Annotated in this window: 14 protein-coding genes and 1 other RNA gene; 9 read left to right on the forward strand and 6 right to left on the reverse strand. The window is 43.5% G+C overall.

What is annotated here, in order from left to right:
• Nucleotides 1-42 precede the first annotated feature (42 nt).
• Both L0P88_RS23565 and leuB read left to right on the forward strand, forming a co-directional pair.
• The gene (locus L0P88_RS23565; RefSeq protein ID WP_247132539.1) at nt 43-1,215 is read left to right on the forward strand and encodes a 2-isopropylmalate synthase; all 1,173 of its coding nucleotides are present in this window, start codon (nt 43-45) and stop codon (nt 1,213-1,215) included.
• Nucleotides 1,216-1,286: 71 nt separating this feature from the next.
• On the forward strand, nt 1,287-2,405 hold the full coding sequence (gene leuB, locus L0P88_RS23570; protein ID WP_247132540.1) for a 3-isopropylmalate dehydrogenase: 1,119 nt from the start codon (nt 1,287-1,289) through the stop codon (nt 2,403-2,405).
• On the opposite strand, the gene L0P88_RS23575 is transcribed toward leuB, so the two are convergent.
• The gene (locus L0P88_RS23575) at nt 2,406-3,629 is read right to left on the reverse strand and encodes a peroxiredoxin family protein (RefSeq protein WP_247132541.1); all 1,224 of its coding nucleotides are present in this window, start codon (nt 3,627-3,629) and stop codon (nt 2,406-2,408) included.
• 128 nt (nt 3,630-3,757) lie between these two features.
• Here L0P88_RS23575 and pheT point away from each other — a divergent pair, with 128 nt between their 5' ends.
• Nucleotides 3,758-6,172, forward strand: a complete 2,415-nt coding sequence (gene pheT / locus L0P88_RS23580; RefSeq protein ID WP_247132542.1) for a phenylalanine--tRNA ligase subunit beta — start codon at nt 3,758-3,760, stop codon at nt 6,170-6,172.
• A gap of 7 nt (nt 6,173-6,179) precedes the next feature.
• On the opposite strand, the gene L0P88_RS23585 is transcribed toward pheT, so the two are convergent.
• Nucleotides 6,180-6,743 carry a fasciclin domain-containing protein gene (locus tag L0P88_RS23585; protein WP_247132543.1) on the reverse strand — a complete coding sequence of 188 codons (564 nt, stop codon included), beginning with the start codon at nt 6,741-6,743 and terminating at the stop codon, nt 6,180-6,182.
• A gap of 229 nt (nt 6,744-6,972) precedes the next feature.
• On the opposite strand from L0P88_RS23585, the gene L0P88_RS23590 reads away from it, so the two are divergent.
• On the forward strand, nt 6,973-7,692 hold the full coding sequence (locus tag L0P88_RS23590) for a hypothetical protein (RefSeq protein WP_247132544.1): 720 nt from the start codon (nt 6,973-6,975) through the stop codon (nt 7,690-7,692).
• Between the two features lie 18 nt (nt 7,693-7,710).
• Here L0P88_RS23590 and L0P88_RS23595 read toward each other — a convergent pair whose 3' ends face one another.
• Nucleotides 7,711-9,339: an ABC-F family ATP-binding cassette domain-containing protein gene (locus L0P88_RS23595; protein WP_247132545.1), complete on the reverse strand. Its 1,629-nt coding sequence runs from the start codon at nt 9,337-9,339 to the stop codon at nt 7,711-7,713.
• Between the two features lie 165 nt (nt 9,340-9,504).
• Between L0P88_RS23595 and L0P88_RS23600 the strand changes: the two genes are divergently transcribed.
• Complete coding sequence (locus tag L0P88_RS23600; RefSeq protein ID WP_247132546.1) at nt 9,505-10,899, forward strand: TlpA family protein disulfide reductase; 1,395 nt, start codon at nt 9,505-9,507, stop codon at nt 10,897-10,899.
• A gap of 52 nt (nt 10,900-10,951) precedes the next feature.
• Here the strand turns inward: L0P88_RS23600 and fsa are convergent, their stop codons facing one another.
• The 3 genes from fsa to ffs form a co-directional block, all read right to left on the reverse strand.
• A complete protein-coding gene (fsa, locus tag L0P88_RS23605; protein WP_247132547.1) occupies nt 10,952-11,608 on the reverse strand; it encodes a fructose-6-phosphate aldolase in 657 nt (218 codons plus the stop codon).
• Nucleotides 11,609-11,634: 26 nt separating this feature from the next.
• On the reverse strand, nt 11,635-12,441 hold the full coding sequence (locus tag L0P88_RS23610; RefSeq protein WP_247132548.1) for an SDR family oxidoreductase: 807 nt from the start codon (nt 12,439-12,441) through the stop codon (nt 11,635-11,637).
• Between the two features lie 39 nt (nt 12,442-12,480).
• Nucleotides 12,481-12,579: signal recognition particle sRNA small type (ffs, locus tag L0P88_RS23615), an RNA gene on the reverse strand.
• Between the two features lie 83 nt (nt 12,580-12,662).
• Here ffs and L0P88_RS23620 point away from each other — a divergent pair.
• The 4 genes from L0P88_RS23620 (at nt 12,663) to L0P88_RS23635 (ending at nt 16,480) form a co-directional block, all read left to right on the forward strand.
• Nucleotides 12,663-13,709 (forward strand): glutaminyl-peptide cyclotransferase, encoded by a 1,047-nt coding sequence (locus L0P88_RS23620; RefSeq protein WP_247132549.1) that lies wholly within the window; start codon nt 12,663-12,665, stop codon nt 13,707-13,709.
• A gap of 1 nt (nt 13,710) precedes the next feature.
• Nucleotides 13,711-14,109: an acyl-CoA thioesterase gene (locus tag L0P88_RS23625; protein WP_247132550.1), complete on the forward strand. Its 399-nt coding sequence runs from the start codon at nt 13,711-13,713 to the stop codon at nt 14,107-14,109.
• Entirely contained in the window at nt 14,106-15,650 is a 1,545-nt protein-coding gene (locus L0P88_RS23630; RefSeq protein ID WP_247132551.1) for a hypothetical protein, read from the forward strand. The genes L0P88_RS23625 and L0P88_RS23630 overlap by 4 nt, the downstream gene beginning before the upstream one ends.
• Nucleotides 15,651-15,748: 98 nt before the next feature.
• Nucleotides 15,749-16,480, forward strand: coding sequence for a LytR/AlgR family response regulator transcription factor (locus L0P88_RS23635; protein ID WP_247132552.1), 732 nt, complete (start codon nt 15,749-15,751; stop codon nt 16,478-16,480).
• The last annotated feature ends 1 nt before the right edge of the window (nt 16,481 follow it).

Raw genomic sequence — 16,481 nt, forward strand, 5'->3', positions numbered from 1 at the left:
TGTTTCTAACTTCGTAAAGATTAGGTAAAACCAATGATAATCATGGGTAAAGATAAGGTACATATTTTTGACACCACACTTAGGGATGGCGAACAAGTGCCAGGCTGCAAATTGGACACCAAACAAAAATTGATCATTGCAGAACGATTGGACGAACTGGGGGTGGATATTATTGAAGCGGGATTTCCCATATCGAGTCCCGGTGATTTCAATTCGGTCAGTGAAATTGCCAAATTGGTCAAAAACGCCACCGTATGTGGACTTACCCGTTCCGTGAGGAAAGATATTGAAGTTGCTGCTGAGGCCATAAAATCTGCCAAGAGGCCCAGGATACATACGGGCATAGGTACTTCGGACTCCCACATTACCCATAAATTCAAAAGTAATCGGGAAGATATTTTGGAAAGGGCGGTAGCTGCAGTGAAATATGCGAAAAGTTTTGTGGAGGATGTTGAGTTTTATGCGGAAGACGCCGGGAGAACGGACAATGACTATCTGGCAAGGGTCTGCGAGGCGGTCATCAAGGCCGGGGCCACTGTCCTGAACATTCCGGACACCACAGGCTATTGCCTGCCGGAGGAATACGGTGCCAAAATGAAATATTTAAAGGAAAACGTAAAGGGCATTGAGAAGGCAATCCTCTCTTGCCATTGCCATAATGATCTGGGTTTGGCCACGGCCAATTCCATTTCCGGAGTGATCAATGGTGCGCGTCAAATTGAGTGTACCATCAACGGAATTGGAGAACGTGCGGGGAATACTTCCTTGGAGGAAGTGGTCATGATCATGCGCCAACATCCGTATTTGAACCTGGACACCAACATCAACAGCAAATTATTGTATGATACCAGTTTAATGGTTTCCGATAAAATGGGAATGGTGGTGCAGCCGAACAAGGCCATAGTGGGCTCCAATGCTTTTGCGCACAGCTCGGGAATTCATCAGGATGGGGTCATCAAAAACAGGGAAACCTATGAAATCATGGACCCCCATGATGTTGGGGTCAACGAATCCTCCATTGTACTTACCGCAAGGAGCGGTAGGGCAGCTTTGGCCTACAGGGCAAAAAATGTAGGCTACGAGTTGACCAAGAACCAATTGGACGTGGTCTATGAAAATTTCTTGAAATTCGCCGATCGAAAAAAAGAAATCCTGGATACTGACATCCATAAAATTGTGGAGACCAGTAATATCAGTATTTCCACATTCACCTAATAAACACTGACCATTATTCCACAAAACGGTACTTGATTTTGTCTTCATTTGAAAAGTAAAGCACCCCGTCCATGAATTTGAATATCGCATTGTTACCCGGAGATGGAATAGGCCCGGAAGTATTGGAACAAGGGGTGAGATGTCTGGAAGCCGTTGAAGAAGCTTTTGGCCATCACTTTGTATTTAAAGAGGCCCCAGTAGGTGCCATTGCCATTGATAAAACCGGAACACCTTTACCCAATAGCACCTTACAACTCTGTAAAAATGCCGATGCCGTTCTTTTTGGTGCAATTGGGGACCCTAAATATGACAATGATCCAAATTCCGAGGTACGACCGGTACATGGATTGCTCCAATTAAGAAAAGAGCTGGGACTGTTTGCCAATATCCGACCTGTAAAGGTATTCCCATCCCTAATCGATCGGTCCCCTTTAAAAAAGGAACGGATTACAGGAACGGATTTCACGATCTACAGGGAATTGACGGGGGGTATTTATTTTGGGGAAAAGAAGTTGAGTGAAGATGGTACCGTAGCCTCCGATCTATGTGAGTATTCTGAAAAGGAAATCAGCAGAATTGCCCATATGGCCTTCAAAGCAGCTAGAAATCGTAAAAATAAACTCACTCTTGTGGACAAGGCCAATGTGCTTGAGTCATCAAGACTTTGGCGTAAAACGGTCACAAAAATTGGTGAAAGCTACCCAGATGTGGGGTTGGATTTCCTTTTTGTGGATAACGCTGCCATGCAAATTATCATTAACCCAAGCCAGTTTGACGTTATTTTGACAGAAAATATGTTCGGGGACATTATTTCGGACGAAGGTAGTGTCATTGGTGGATCCATAGGGCTGCTGGCTTCGGCATCCATTGGTGAGGAAAACGCCCTATTTGAACCCATACACGGTTCTTATCCCCAAACCAAGGGTCAAAATATTGCAAATCCGATAGCCTCCATTCTATCAGTGGCGATGCTTTTGGAGCATTTTCAACTTTTTGAGGAAGCTATGGCCGTTAGGGAAGCTGTGGACAAATCACTCCAAAAAGGAATCATGACCCCGGACCTGGATCCCAAGAGCAAATACGGAACCAATCATGTTGGTGATTTTATTGCCAATGGCATTGTAGACGATGATCATCGGTTGAACATGAACGATGAAAATATTGGACTGGGGAAATCAACTATTATTTGATTATTCCCCAAGCAATCCCTCCAAGGTTTCCGAAAACTCCTGTTGAAACTCCAAATGTTTATCTCCGGTGGCCGGACCATTGAATCCCGTATGTATTTTGCGTACTTCCCCCTTTCTATCAATGTAGATAGTAGTGGGATAGGACAGTACATGATTGAGCATGGGCAATTTTTCGTTGGCCTTGGTCTTACTACTGGTCCCCACCTGGGCCAAAAGCACAGGGTACTCCACACCCACATTGTTCTTTAATCTTTCAATTCCCTCAAACGCCTTTTCTTCGGTCTTTGCATATTCAAAGGCCAAAGCCACAAACTCCAACCTGGGATGTGGATTCTTCCTAAGATAATCGACATAGAATCTGGTTTCATCCAGACAGTTGGGACACCACGTACCCATAATCTGGACCAAGACCACCTTATCCTGGAACCTTTCATCGCTTAGGGAAACCATCTTTCCCGAAACGTCCGGAAAGGAAAATTCAAACTTCCCATATCCCTCTTTCAGGTAGGTTAGGCTATTGGCATCGGGCAATTCAAAAGCTGCGTTCCGCTTCGCCTTAAAACTCTCCACGGAATGATTTCCTGAAAAAAAGGTTCCATCCATGGTACTGTCCGTTACCTTGGCAATGAACAGGAACACATGGGCACCATCAAAGGCCGATAGCTTAAGGGAATCACCATCCACGACACCCTCCAAATAACGGTAATCCCCGGTGGTGGTCCTAAAGGTTCCGGTAAGTGTGTTTCCTGATTGGTAAAATATTCCCTTTGCCGGATACGGTTCTTCGGTATCAAAATCAAAATGGGTCTCCCAAATACCGGAGACATCCACTTTGGCCTTGGAAATAGTGGTAAATCTTTCAGGCTCGCCATATGATGCCATAAAAGGGACATATCGTTCCAAACTTTCCTTGATAAACAGGCCATTGATGGTCGTATCTGAAAAAGTTCCGGCAATATAGCCCTCAAATACCGGCATTCTTATGATTATGGAATCCTGTTCCATGGAAATCCCATCCACAACAATGACTTCATCGGCATTGTGTATTTCCAGGAAAAAGCTCCCTTCGGCATCTTTGGAAACCACAAAATTAAAGGGCAGTCTCTGGTCCTTGGAAACCTGCATTTCGCCTCTCCACTCCCCCAACAACAACCCTTTTTCTGGTTCTTTCTGGCATGAGGCCATAAAGACCAGTACAAGTAGGGCCAAAATTCTATACTTCATTTTCAAAAAGTTTTTCAATAATATCGAAAATATGGGAACATTCTTACTTTTAAACCGAAAAACCTAATGCCAAATGCGTTGAAAGTAAGGTCCCAAAATCCTATCTTTGCTGACTTTAAATTCGGGCAATGAAGATTTCTTACAACTGGCTCAAACAATTTTTGCATATCGATTGGGAAGCGGAAAAGACTGCAGAGCTTCTAACCAATTTGGGTTTGGAGATAGAGGGCGTGGAATCTTTTGAGTCCGTAAAGGGTGGATTGAAGGGTGTAGTGGTCGGTCATGTGCTGTCCTGTGAAAAACATCCCAATGCAGACCGTCTAAAACTGACCTCGGTAGATATTGGCCAAGTTGAACCCGTTCAAATTGTTTGTGGTGCCCCAAATGTAGCCAAAGGTCAAAAAGTACCCGTGGCCACTATTGGTACCGTACTTTATACACCGGAAGGGGAAGCATGGCAAATCAAAAAGGGCAAGATTCGGGGAGAGGAAAGCCATGGAATGATATGTGCCGAAGACGAATTGGGACTTGGGCACGGTCATGATGGTATCATGGTTTTAGAGGAGTCCCTTGTACCGGGCACGCCTTGCGATGAAGTCTTCCAAATTGAAAACGATAGGGTATTTGAAATTGGACTTACCCCCAACCGCTCAGATGCTATGAGCCATTTTGGAGTGGCACGGGATTTAAGGGCAGGATTGGAGCAACACAAAATCAAAAAAGAGCTGATTACCCCTTCCACAAGTAACTTTTTGGTCAACAACCGTGCCTTAAAAATTGACGTTGATGTGGTCAATGCGGAATTGGCACCGAGATATTGTGGCGTTACCATAAAGGACATCTTGGTCCAAGAGTCACCGGACTGGCTAAAAAATAGATTGGGGGCCATAGGACTTGTCCCCATCAATAATATAGTGGATATCACCAATTACGTATTGCACGAATTGGGACAGCCCTTGCACGCTTTTGATGCCGCAAGGATAAAGGGCAATAAGGTAATTGTACAGACCTTGCCCAAAGGAACAAAATTTGTTACCCTGGATAATGTGGAGCGCGAGCTTCATGAAGATGACCTTATGATATGTGACGCCGAAAAACCCATGTGTATTGCCGGGGTTTTTGGGGGAATCCATTCCGGGGTTACGGAAAACACGACCTCCATATTTTTAGAGAGCGCCTATTTCGATCCCATTTCCATTAGAAAGACGGCAAAGCGACATGGTTTGAATACGGATGCTTCTTTCCGTTTTGAGCGGGGTATTGACATTAACCTTACGGAATATGCACTAAAACGGGCCGCTGCCTTAATCAAGGAAGTTGCGGGAGGTGAAATAAGTTCCGAAGTAGTGGACCTCTATCCGGTAAAGAAAAAGGATCATCAGGTTTTCCTGACCTTTGATAAGATCAACCGATTGATCGGCCAGGAGATTCCCAGGGATTCCATTAAATCCATTTTAACCTCCCTGGAAATAAAGATCAATAACGTTACCGAAGCCGGCCTTGGTCTTACCATTCCTTCCTACCGAAACGATGTGGAAAGGGAAGTGGATGTCATTGAGGAAATTCTAAGGGTGTATGGCTACAATAACATCGATTTCAAGGAAAAAATAAATGCTTCCGTTGCCAAAACCCCTAAGGTAGAAAACCATAAATTACAGAACATTGTAGGCAATTTTCTGGCTTCGAATGGTTTTTATGAAATAATGACCAATAGTTTGGTCCCCCCGGAAAGCAGTTTTGAAAATACGGGGGTTCCAGTAGAAATCGTAAACCCGCTGAGTGCCGATTTAGCGTCATTACGAACTTCCATGTTGCGCAGTGGCCTACAAAGTTTGGTCTACAACCAAAATCGGAAATCCTCCAATTTAAGGTTTTTTGAATTTGGAAAGGTATACCACAAACGGGATGGCGGTTTTCAGGAAAAGACCCGTTTAGCCCTTTATACCATGGGAAACACCAATGAGGACCATTGGAACGTTTCGGAAAAAGCCTCGGATTTCTTCTATTTAAAAGGTATCGTCCATACCGTTTTGGTAAGACTGGGATTGGAAGGGACTCAGGAAAAACCGAGCAGCAATACCATTTTCTCAGAAGGGATTTCTTTGAAAAAGGATAAAAAACAATTGTTGGAATTGGGGTTGATAAAACAGTCAATTACCAATGCACAAGGCCTAAAAGGAAGTGTCTTTTTTGTGGACATGGACTGGGATACCCTACTTGGGTTTGCCACCAAAGTGGAAGTGTCCTATCAGGAAATCCCAAAATATCCGGCAGTGAAGCGGGATTTTGCCTTGTTACTCGATGAAAAGGTCCGTTTTAACGAAATTTACGAATTGGCCTATCAAACGGAACGCAATCTTCTTAAGGAGGTATCCTTATTTGATGTGTATAAAGGAAAAAGTCTTCCCGAAGGCAAGAAGTCCTATGCCGTAAGTTTTACACTTCAGGATAGTTCCAAAACATTGACCGATAAGCAAATTGATAAAATCATGTCCAAATTGGAACATAGTTACGTACAAAAACTAGGGGCCAGTTTAAGGTAAGGAAAAACTACAGACCTGTAGGTAATATAACACTATCTATTTGATGGACAACCCCGTTGCTATGGTCCCCATCGGCATTGGTAATCCTGGCCTGATTTCCCAAGCCATCCGTTAAGACGATATCCGTACCGTTCATGGTTGCGATGATCTTATTTCCTTGAACCGTGGTGAAGGAGGCACTTCCCTCCCCCCTGCACATGGCCCTTAGGATTTTTGAGGCGGTTAAATTTCCTGCAACCATATGATAGGTCAATAAGGCTTTTAGTTTTTTCCTGTTTTCTTCCTTGAATAGATCCGCCAACTCCTCCTGGGTAAATTTGGAAAAAGCATTATCGGTTGGAGCAAAAACCGTAAAAGGTCCGCTCATATCCAAAACCTCTTCCATATCAACAGCCTTCACCACGGCGAAAAGCAAATTGTGCGAATCCGAATTCAACGAAGTTTGAATACTGGTTTTACCCGCATCCAGATATACGGCGGAAGGCAGGCTGGAAAGGGATTGCGCTTGGGAGGACAAGGAATGACAGCACAGGCAACACAGCAGGTAACATAGGATTTGGGGAACTTTCATAGTATGGAGGCTTAGCGTCTCGTTAATTCAAAAAATATAGTCTTTTCAGCCCCTCATCGACGAAACGCTCAAAAACATCGTTAAGATAGCATTTTACGGAAAACATTCCATAAACATAGCTGGCCACCAATAGAAATTAACTAAATATTAACATAAAGTCAGGTGACATCCAATGTTAAAAAAAAGGTTTTGATTAATTTTGAGGTAATTGCTACAAAAGAAGAAGAAAATGCTATTCCACAAAACCAACATTGAGGAAAAACTTTCCATTCTCAAAGAGAAAACGATTTCGGAAAAAGAAATCCTTAACCACGTGTATGAAATTCTAAAAAAGGAGTCCGAAAAGGAGGAACACATCACAAAACGATTGAAGGATTCCAAAAACTCCGCTACGAATACGTTCATTTTTGATGAACTGGAGTCCCATAGGATTTTCCACATCAGTCAGATACAAAAGATTTGTATCGACTATCGGTTACGATTTTTGGACAGTAGGTATTTTAAGGGTAAAATTCCACAGGAAGCGATTTCCGAGGTCAAACGTTTGGAAAAAATACACCGCACGGAAATCAAGGGTTTCAAGATTATGGCTCCCTCCAAACTGTTTAAATTGGAGGATAAGGACGATCCCCTCTTGTTTGCCCCCATTGGTAATGAATACTATTACCTGATCCATAAATGGGGCAATGATCTACATCCGCTGCGCAAGTTATTGGTTTGGCCCTTTAAGAGCATTGTGAATTTGGCATTGACCACTTTGGTCATAAGCTACTTTGCAACACTTTTGGTCCCCAACGGGCTTTTTAGCAAGAGCAATACTTCTGCCGAGTTTTGGATGATTTTCTTTTTCATGTTCAAATCCATTGGTGCCGTGGTCATCTTTTATGGATTTGCCCTGGGGAAAAATTTCAATCCGGCAATTTGGAACAGTAAGTACTTTAATGCCTAACAACCTCCGGCTCCAACATTAAGCGGGCACGGCATACATTTTCTCGCGTTGCGCCTTGATGGACTTGTCCGTCATGTAATCATCAAAGCTTAGGTGGCGGTCAATGGTGCCTTTTGGGGGCAGTTCAATGATCCTATTGGCAACGGTATGCACAAATTCGTGGTCGTGGGTGGTCAACAGTACGGTCCCTTTAAAATTCTTAAGGGAATTGTTAAAGGCCGTAATGCTTTCCAAATCCAAGTGGTTGGTAGGTTCATCCAACAACAGTACATTGGCACGCAATAGCATCATACGGCTCAACATACAACGTACTTTTTCGCCTCCGGACAATACCGTGGATTTCTTTAAGGCCTCTTCCCCACTAAAAAGCATCTTGCCCAAAAACCCTCGGACGTAAACCTCTTCACGTTCCTCTTCCGTTTTGGTCCATTGGCGTAACCAATCCACCAAATTAATATCCTGGGTAAAGTAATTGTCGTTATTGGCGGGCAGGTAGGACTGTGTTGTGGTAATGCCCCACTGGTATTTTCCAGAATTTGCTTTTTGGTTCCCCGTAATAATTTCATAAAAGGCAGTGGTTGCCCTGGAGTCTTTTGAGATAATGGCCACCTTGTCACCCTTGGCCAGATTGATGTCCACCTGATCAAAAAGAAGATCACCATCCTCCGAAACGGCCCTTAAACCTTCAACATTAAGGATTTGGTCACCGGCTTCACGCTCCCTTTCAAAAATTAGGGCAGGGTATCTTCTACTGGAAGGCTTAATATCCTCCACCTTGAGTTTTTCGAGCATCTTCTTTCGGGAAGTTGCCTGTTTGCTTTTCGCTACGTTGGCACTGAACCGCTGGATAAATTCCTGGAGTTCCTTGGCCTTCTCTTCGGCCTTTTTGTTCTGTTGGGCACGTTGCCTGGCCGCCAACTGACTGCTTTCGTACCAGAAAGTGTAGTTCCCACTGAACAGATTGATCTTGCCAAAATCAATGTCCGCAATATGTGTGCAAACCGCATCCAAAAAATGCCTGTCATGGGACACTACAATCACCGTATTGTCATAATTGGCCAGGAAATTTTCCAGCCAACTGATGGTTTCATAATCCAAATCGTTGGTTGGCTCATCCATGATCAACACATCAGGATTACCAAACAAGGCCTGCGCCAACAATACGCGCACTTTCAGTTTCGAGTCCAGATCGGACATCATGGTGTAGTGCAGATCCTCCTTAATCCCCAGATTGGATAGCAGGGCGGCAGCGGCACTTTCGGCATTCCACCCGTCCATTTCCTCAAACTGGACCTGTAGCTCCCCTATCTTATTGGCATTTTCATCGGTATAATCCGCATAAAGGGCATCAATCTGTTTTTTTATTTCAAACAATGGTTTGTTTCCCATTACTACCGATTCCAATATGGGGAACCCATCATAGGCATTGTGATTTTGTTCCAAAACGGACATGCGCTTTCCCGATTCCAAATGAACGTGTCCCGAGGTCGCATCCATCTTTCCCGAAATAATCTTCAAAAAAGTGGATTTCCCCGCTCCATTTGCCCCAATGATACCATAGCAATTGCCCTGGGTAAAGGAGACGTTCACCTCATCAAAAAGGACCCTCTTGCCAAATTGTACGGATAAGTTTGATACTGAAAGCATAACCTACTTTTAAATTTTGTGCAAAAGTAGCTAAAATTGAGACCTTGACATAACCAAAGGAAAATGTATTTTCACCCTTTGAAACGGCAGTTTAACAACATTTAACTGCTCATTAACAGCCCTCTTTTTTCCCTATGGTTAAGTTTGTCTTTACCAAAAAGGTATATGAAGCGACTTTTACTTATTCTTACCCTTATTGTCCAGTTTTCATGTTCGGAGAATACTACTTCCTCCGACAGGGTCTTTTTTGCGGGGGAAATAGTGAATCCTACCAGTGATTATGTGGTGCTCTACAAGAACGAAACCGTTGTAGATTCGGCAAAATTGGATGACAACAATAGATTTTCCTTCACCCTTAGTACCATTGATGAAGGGCTGCACCATTTTGACCATGCCCCACAATATCAATATGTATTTCTTGAAAAAGGGGATAGCCTTTTAATACGGTTGAATGCCTCTCCTGCTTATTTTGATGAATCCCTGGTCTTCTCCGGGGACAATGAGGAAGTAAATAATTTTATGATCGAAATGTTCCTTACCTACGAAGACGAGGAGCACCTGGTCTATTCTTTCTTTCCACTTCCCCCGGAAAAATTCAGCCAAAAAATAGATTCCCTTAGGAATCAAAAACTGGAGGAACTGGAGTTGTTGCTGAACAATGAGGAAATCTCCGGTAATGCTTATGCCATAGCAAAGGCCTCCGTAGATTACAATAGTTATATCTATAAGGAAAAGTACCCTTTTTATCACAAAAAGAAAACGGGTGAAGATACCATCCATGAATTGGATAGTAACTTTTATGACTATCGTTCCTCCCTAAATCTAAATGATAAGGATTTAAGCTACTTTAGACCCTATTACGATTTCGTGAAGCACCATTTTGGCAATCTTTCCTATATGGCATGTTCCCAAGATTGTGGAATGGAAGATTTTACCTCGGCAAAAAGTCAGCTCCACCTCAATAAGCACAAGATGGGCATGATAGATAGTTTGGTGAAGGAGGAAAATTTACGGGACAATCTTTTGCGTAATGTAGCCATGGACTACCTTCTTAAGGTACATATGGCCAACGACGAATGTGACAAATTCATCCAAGACTTTGAACGCTTATCCAGTAACACGGCCCATATTCAGGAAATAAAACATTTGTACAAAGGCATACAAGGATTGCAACCCAATAGTGAACTACCGCATTTGACCTTAGAGGATACCGAGGGCAACGTTACCACCCTAAAGGAAATATCAAAGCATCACAAGCATACGGTCTTCTATTTTTGGACGGCCGATCAAAAAAGGCATTTCAGAAATGTCATCAAACATGTGGCCAAACTCAAGAAACTATATCCAAAGCACAAGTTTGTGGGAATCAATCTACGGACGGGAAAAGCCAATTGGCTCGCCACTCTCGAGGATGGTAATTTTGATTTGGACGAGCACTACTGGGGCGGAGACTTTAAAATGGTCCAAAATACCCTTATCGTCGACCATTTAAATAAATGTATCATTACGCAGGATACCTTGATTTTAGATGCCTTCGGTCATCTATACGCTTCATTTTAATCCTTAAAAAAACCTGGGTGTTGGCCCAGGTCCTTGGTAAATACAAGTTGTTTTAGGAATTGCCCTTTCTGTAATCGGCAAGGAATTTTTCCAAACCAATATCCGTAAGTGGATGTTTCAACAATCCTTCAATGGCACTTAACGGCCCGGTCATGACATCTGCCCCAAGTTTGGCACAATCGATCACATGCATGGTGTGGCGTACCGAAGCTGCCAAAATCTGGGTTTCAAACCCATAGTTATCATATATCAGTCTTATTTCCGCAATTAGGTTCAATCCGTCCGTGGAAACATCATCCAATCGTCCAATAAAGGGGGACACATAGGTAGCTCCCGCCTTTGCCGCCAACAAGGCTTGTCCGGGTGAAAATACCAGCGTACAATTGGTCTTTATCCCTTTGTCCGAAAAATATTTTAGGGCCTTGACCCCGTCTTTGATCATGGGAACCTTCACCACGATTTGTTCATGCAACTCCGCCAATGCTTCACCTTCCTTGATGATTCCTTCAAAATCGGTAGCCACAACTTCTGCAGAGACATCCCCGTCCACAATTTCACAAATGTCAACATAGTGCTTTAAAATCGTATCGTGACCGGTTATTCCTTCCTTGGCCATTAATGAAGGATTAGTGGTAACACCATCCAGAACACCCAATTGTTGGGCTTCCCGAATGTGGTCCAAATTGGCAGTATCAATAAAAAACTTCATAAATACATCTTAGATTAACAATAGTTCTACAACTTATAATGGTTTAAAAGTAACTTTTCAAATACTTTATCGGGTAAAATTTTCTTTAAAAAAACCGAAAATCGTTGCATAAAGGTCCCTACCAGGTAATGGCCCTTCGGATTTTTGGCATTGATAATGGTGTACACCTTTTTGGCCACCAAAATGGGATCACCGGCCGCCTGTACATCGTCGTTTATGGTTTCCAACGTTCTGGCATAATGCGTATAGGGAGAATCCTCTAATACGGGCGAATGGTATCGTCCTGCCGCGATGTTCGTGGCAAAATCCCCTGGTGCCAGGTTTGTGATTTGAATCCCAAAGGTATGGGTTTCCATACGTAAAGCTTCGGTAACCAACTCCAGGCTTCCCTTTGTGGCAGAATAAATACCCCGAAAGGGTAATCCCATATAACCTGCAATCGAAGTAATATTGATGATCAATCCCTTCCCCTTTTTACGCATATGGGGAAGTATGGACTGCATCATCCGTAGCGGTCCGTAAAGATTACTGTCAAATGTATTTTGGATTTCCTCCAGGGGTGTTTCCTCAATGGGACCCGTAATGCCAACACCTGCATTATTGATCAGTACATCTATCCTGCCCTCCCTGGACATAATGGTGTCAATGGCCCTATCAATGCTTTCATGGTCCTTTACATCCAACTGCAAAAGGGTAAAGTGTCCAAAATCCGGATACTTTTCCAAGTTTCTTGTAGTACCGTATACCTTCATCCCTTTTGAGGATAAAAATATCCCGGTGGTTTTCCCAATCCCGGAAGATCCCCCGGTTATGAGTACAACTTTACTATCCATTGGTTCAAATGAGGTGAAACCTTGATATCAACGCATAAAAAATGGCAAGCTACCTACATCGCACCGCTACAACCACATACCCTTGCTGCGTTCCCGCCCTGGGGGATTTTGTAGGAGCTGGTCGTGTAGGACTTGCCATTGGCAAATATACGACCTTTTAAATTTGTCCCAATCCAAAGACCTATGTAATTTGGCTGTAATTAATCACAACCTGCTCATATATGCGAATTCCTATTGTGCTCTTTTTGCTGACCACTTTCTTGGTGGATTCCTGTGGTCACTCGGAAAAACCCGCCAATCTCTTTGAAATTCAACTCGAAGGGCGAAAAAAACAGTTCCAAAACGGACAAAATATAGGAATCGCCATTAAGAACAAAAAGGAAAAGGACATCAAAAAAGTGACCTACTTTCTTGACAACAAGGAGCTGGATGTGGAAAATGGAAAAATCAGCTTGGATGTCGCCACTTTGGGGAGCAAACGCTTAAAGGCCAAAGTTGATTATGAGGAGCGCTCCGTTGAAGTGGAAAAAAAAGTACGCATTTTGGCCAAAAACCCTCCCGAGGTGTATACTTACAGGATCTTGAATACCTATCCACATGATAAAAAAGCGTTCACCCAAGGTTTGGAATTTCATGGAGATACCCTTTTTGAAAGTACAGGAAACCCCAATAATGCCTCAAAGTCCATACTTCGGAAATTCAATTTCGAAACCGGGGAAATCTATAAGGAAATCGATTTGGACAAATCGGATTTTGGAGAGGGACTGACATTGATCAATGGCAAGGTGATCCAGTTGACATGGCGCAGTGGAATAGGTTACATCTATAACCAATCCAATTTGGAGAAAACCGCAAGCTTTAGCTACGGGAAAAGTAAGGAAGGATGGGGACTGTGTAATGATGGGAAAATTATTTATAAGAGTGATGGCACCGAAAAAATCTGGAAACTGGATCCCGAGACCTTGGCGGAGCAAAGCTATATTGAAACGGTTACCAACAAATCCATATTCAATAAGGCCAATGAACTGGAATATGCCAATGGGAAAATCTATGCCAATGTCTGGCAGAAGGAAAGTATGATGATCATTGATCCAAAGACAGGAGCCATTGAAGGGGTGATCAACTTTGGCGGATTGAAGGACAAGGTGGAGCAACATGCCAGTGTGGATGTTTTAAATGGTGTTGCCTACCACCATGGACGAAACACTTTTTTTGTAACCGGAAAAAACTGGAACAAGCTTTTTGAGGTGGAAATTCTAAAAAAATAATATGTCCACCTACACTAAAACCGTAAGGGTTCAAACCCATGATTTGGATTCCCTGCAGCACGTAAACAATGTGCGCTACGTGGAGTGGATACAGGATATCTCCAGGGAACATTGGGAAAGCCAGGTCAAGAAAAGCCTCCAGGGAGAATTAATATGGGTGGTCCGAAACCACAACATTACCTATCACGGAAGTGCCGTTCTCAACGACCGTATTGAAATCAGCACCAAAGTTGAAGCGTGGAGAGGCCCTATTTCCGTTCGTAAAGTGGAAATGAGGGACAATAAAACCAAGAAATTATTGGTTATGGCTAGTACGGAATGGTGTGCCCTGCATCCCAAAACCCTAAAACCCGTACGGGTCCCGGAAGAAGTACAACAGCTTTTCACGAACAACGGATGAAGACTTGGAATAATATCTTTTGGACGGTCGCTGTACTGTTTTTGATTGCCTTTGCCTCCTGTCGCGAGGATTTTGAATTCACCCCCACCACGGGAACCCTGGAATTTTCAAAAGACACCGTTTTCCTCGATACCGTTTTTACCAACATTGGCAGTAGCACCTATATGCTAAAAGTGTATAACCGAAGTGATACGGATATCCGCATCCCCCAGGTAGGCCTACGAAGGGGAACGGAAAGTAGTTATAGGCTCAATGTTGATGGAGTGGCAGGGAACAGCTTCGAGAATGTACCGTTACTGGCCCAGGATAGTTTATTCGTTTTCATTGAAACTACATTTGATGTGGGGCCCACCGGGGAAAATGAATTTCTCAATACCGATGGCATCCTATTTGGTGAAACCGGAAACTACCAGGAGGTAGCATTGGTCACCCTGGTCCGTGATGCCATTTTCCTTTATCCCAGAACCGAAAGTGATGGCAGTAGGGAAACCTTGCTTCTTGCACTGGATGAAGCTGGAAATGAAATACGGATCGAGGGATTTATCCTTGAGGACGATGAGCTCCAATTCACCAGGGAAAAGCCCTACGTCATCTATGGCTATGCGGCGGTTGCGGAGGGCAGCACGCTTAGCATGGAAGCCGGAACACGGGTCCATTTTCATAAAGACTCCGGAATCCTGGTAGGAAACGGCGGTTCCTTGCAGGTCCAGGGAAGCCTGAGTGCGGATAGGGAAGTTTTGGAAAACGAGGTCATCTTTGAAGGGGATCGCCTGGAACCTGATTTTAGCGATACCCCAGGGCAATGGGGAACCATTTGGCTGACCTCAGGGAGTATTGGCAATACCATGGAATACCTCACCATAAAGAACGCCACGGTTGGGCTCCTGGTCGATGGGGACGGCATATTGGAAACCCCTACCCTCACACTTTCCAACACCCAAATACACAACAGTTCCAACAGAAACCTTTGGGCGAGGAATGCCAAGGTCGAAGCCGTAAATACGATTTTTGGCAATGCGGGAGCCGTTTCCCTGCATTGCAATTTGGGAGGTGATTATGTTTTTAAGCACTGTACCATTGCCAATTATTGGCGCTTTGCTTTCCGGGACAGTCCTACCCTATTGATAGATGATGCCATTGCGCAGTCATCAGGTCAGTTGATGACCCAAGACCTTGACAGGGCTTTGTTTTCCAATTGTATCATTGATGGTAGCCGGAATGTGGAACTGCTGTTTTCCAATCTGGGGGAAGGTAGTTTCAACTACCAATTTTTAAACTGCTCCATCCGCTTTAGGGATTCCCGCGGGGATTTTGCCAATAATCCCCTCTATGATTTTGAAAACCAGCTGCTGTTCCAGGAGGTACTTTTGAATCCATCCACCTCTTTTTTGGATGTGGCCGAAAACAATTTTAACCTCACTCTCGATTCCGAAATCCTGGACTTGGGAAACCTTGAAACTGCCCTTGAAATCCCGTTGGATATTTTGGGCAATGACAGGACCATGGCCCCGGATTTGGGTGCTTTTGAGCTAAATCAGTAAAAAACAGGCCGTTTTTGTGTAAAAACCCCAGATATTTTGCGGTAAAAACGCAACAAGGTTTTGATTTCTGGTAGTACCTTGGAATCAGTAATTTGGGGATGGAACACTCTTACGCCATTATAGATACAAACGCTGCCTCAAATCTGCAGCTGCAATTGCAGTTGCAGGAGTACAATGATTTCTACCATTTGGGCACGGTCAGCACCGCAGAGGATGGGTTGAACCTTATCCTTAAAATGCTGCCCGATTTGGTCATTGTAAACCTTTCCCAAAATGCCAACCTCCTCTTCCAAATGATTATGCAGCTACATCAATTCTTGGATAAAATTCCGGTATTGATAGCCGTCTCCCAGACCAAGTCCTACGCCTATGATGCCATAAAAGGGGGCTTTTTTGATTATTGGTTGCTGCCCCACAACGAATTTGAGATACGCAAGACCATTTTTAAGCTCCGAAAGCAAATTCCCAAGGAACATCCGCCCACCACACTCTGCCTAAAAACGTATAACGATTACCAATATTTGGACACCAATGATATCCTATACCTGAAGGCAGACAACAACTCCACGGATTTCTTTATGCGAAACGGTCAAAAAATCAGCGCATACAAGACCTTGAAGACCTTTGAATCCGCTTTGCCCAAAAACTTTGTGCGCATACACCAAAGTTATATCCTTAATATTAAGTTTATCTCCAGGATAAACTATGGTAAGAACACCTGTTCCCTAAAGAACAGCAAAAGTACCTTACCCTTTTCCAAAACCTATCGAAGGAAAATCGATGAGCTAAAAACATTGCTCTCCAAAAACGCGATTAATACCTTTAATTAAC

The sequence above is a fragment of the Muricauda sp. SCSIO 64092 genome (genome assembly GCF_023016285.1).
GTDB lineage: Bacteria > Bacteroidota > Bacteroidia > Flavobacteriales > Flavobacteriaceae > Croceivirga.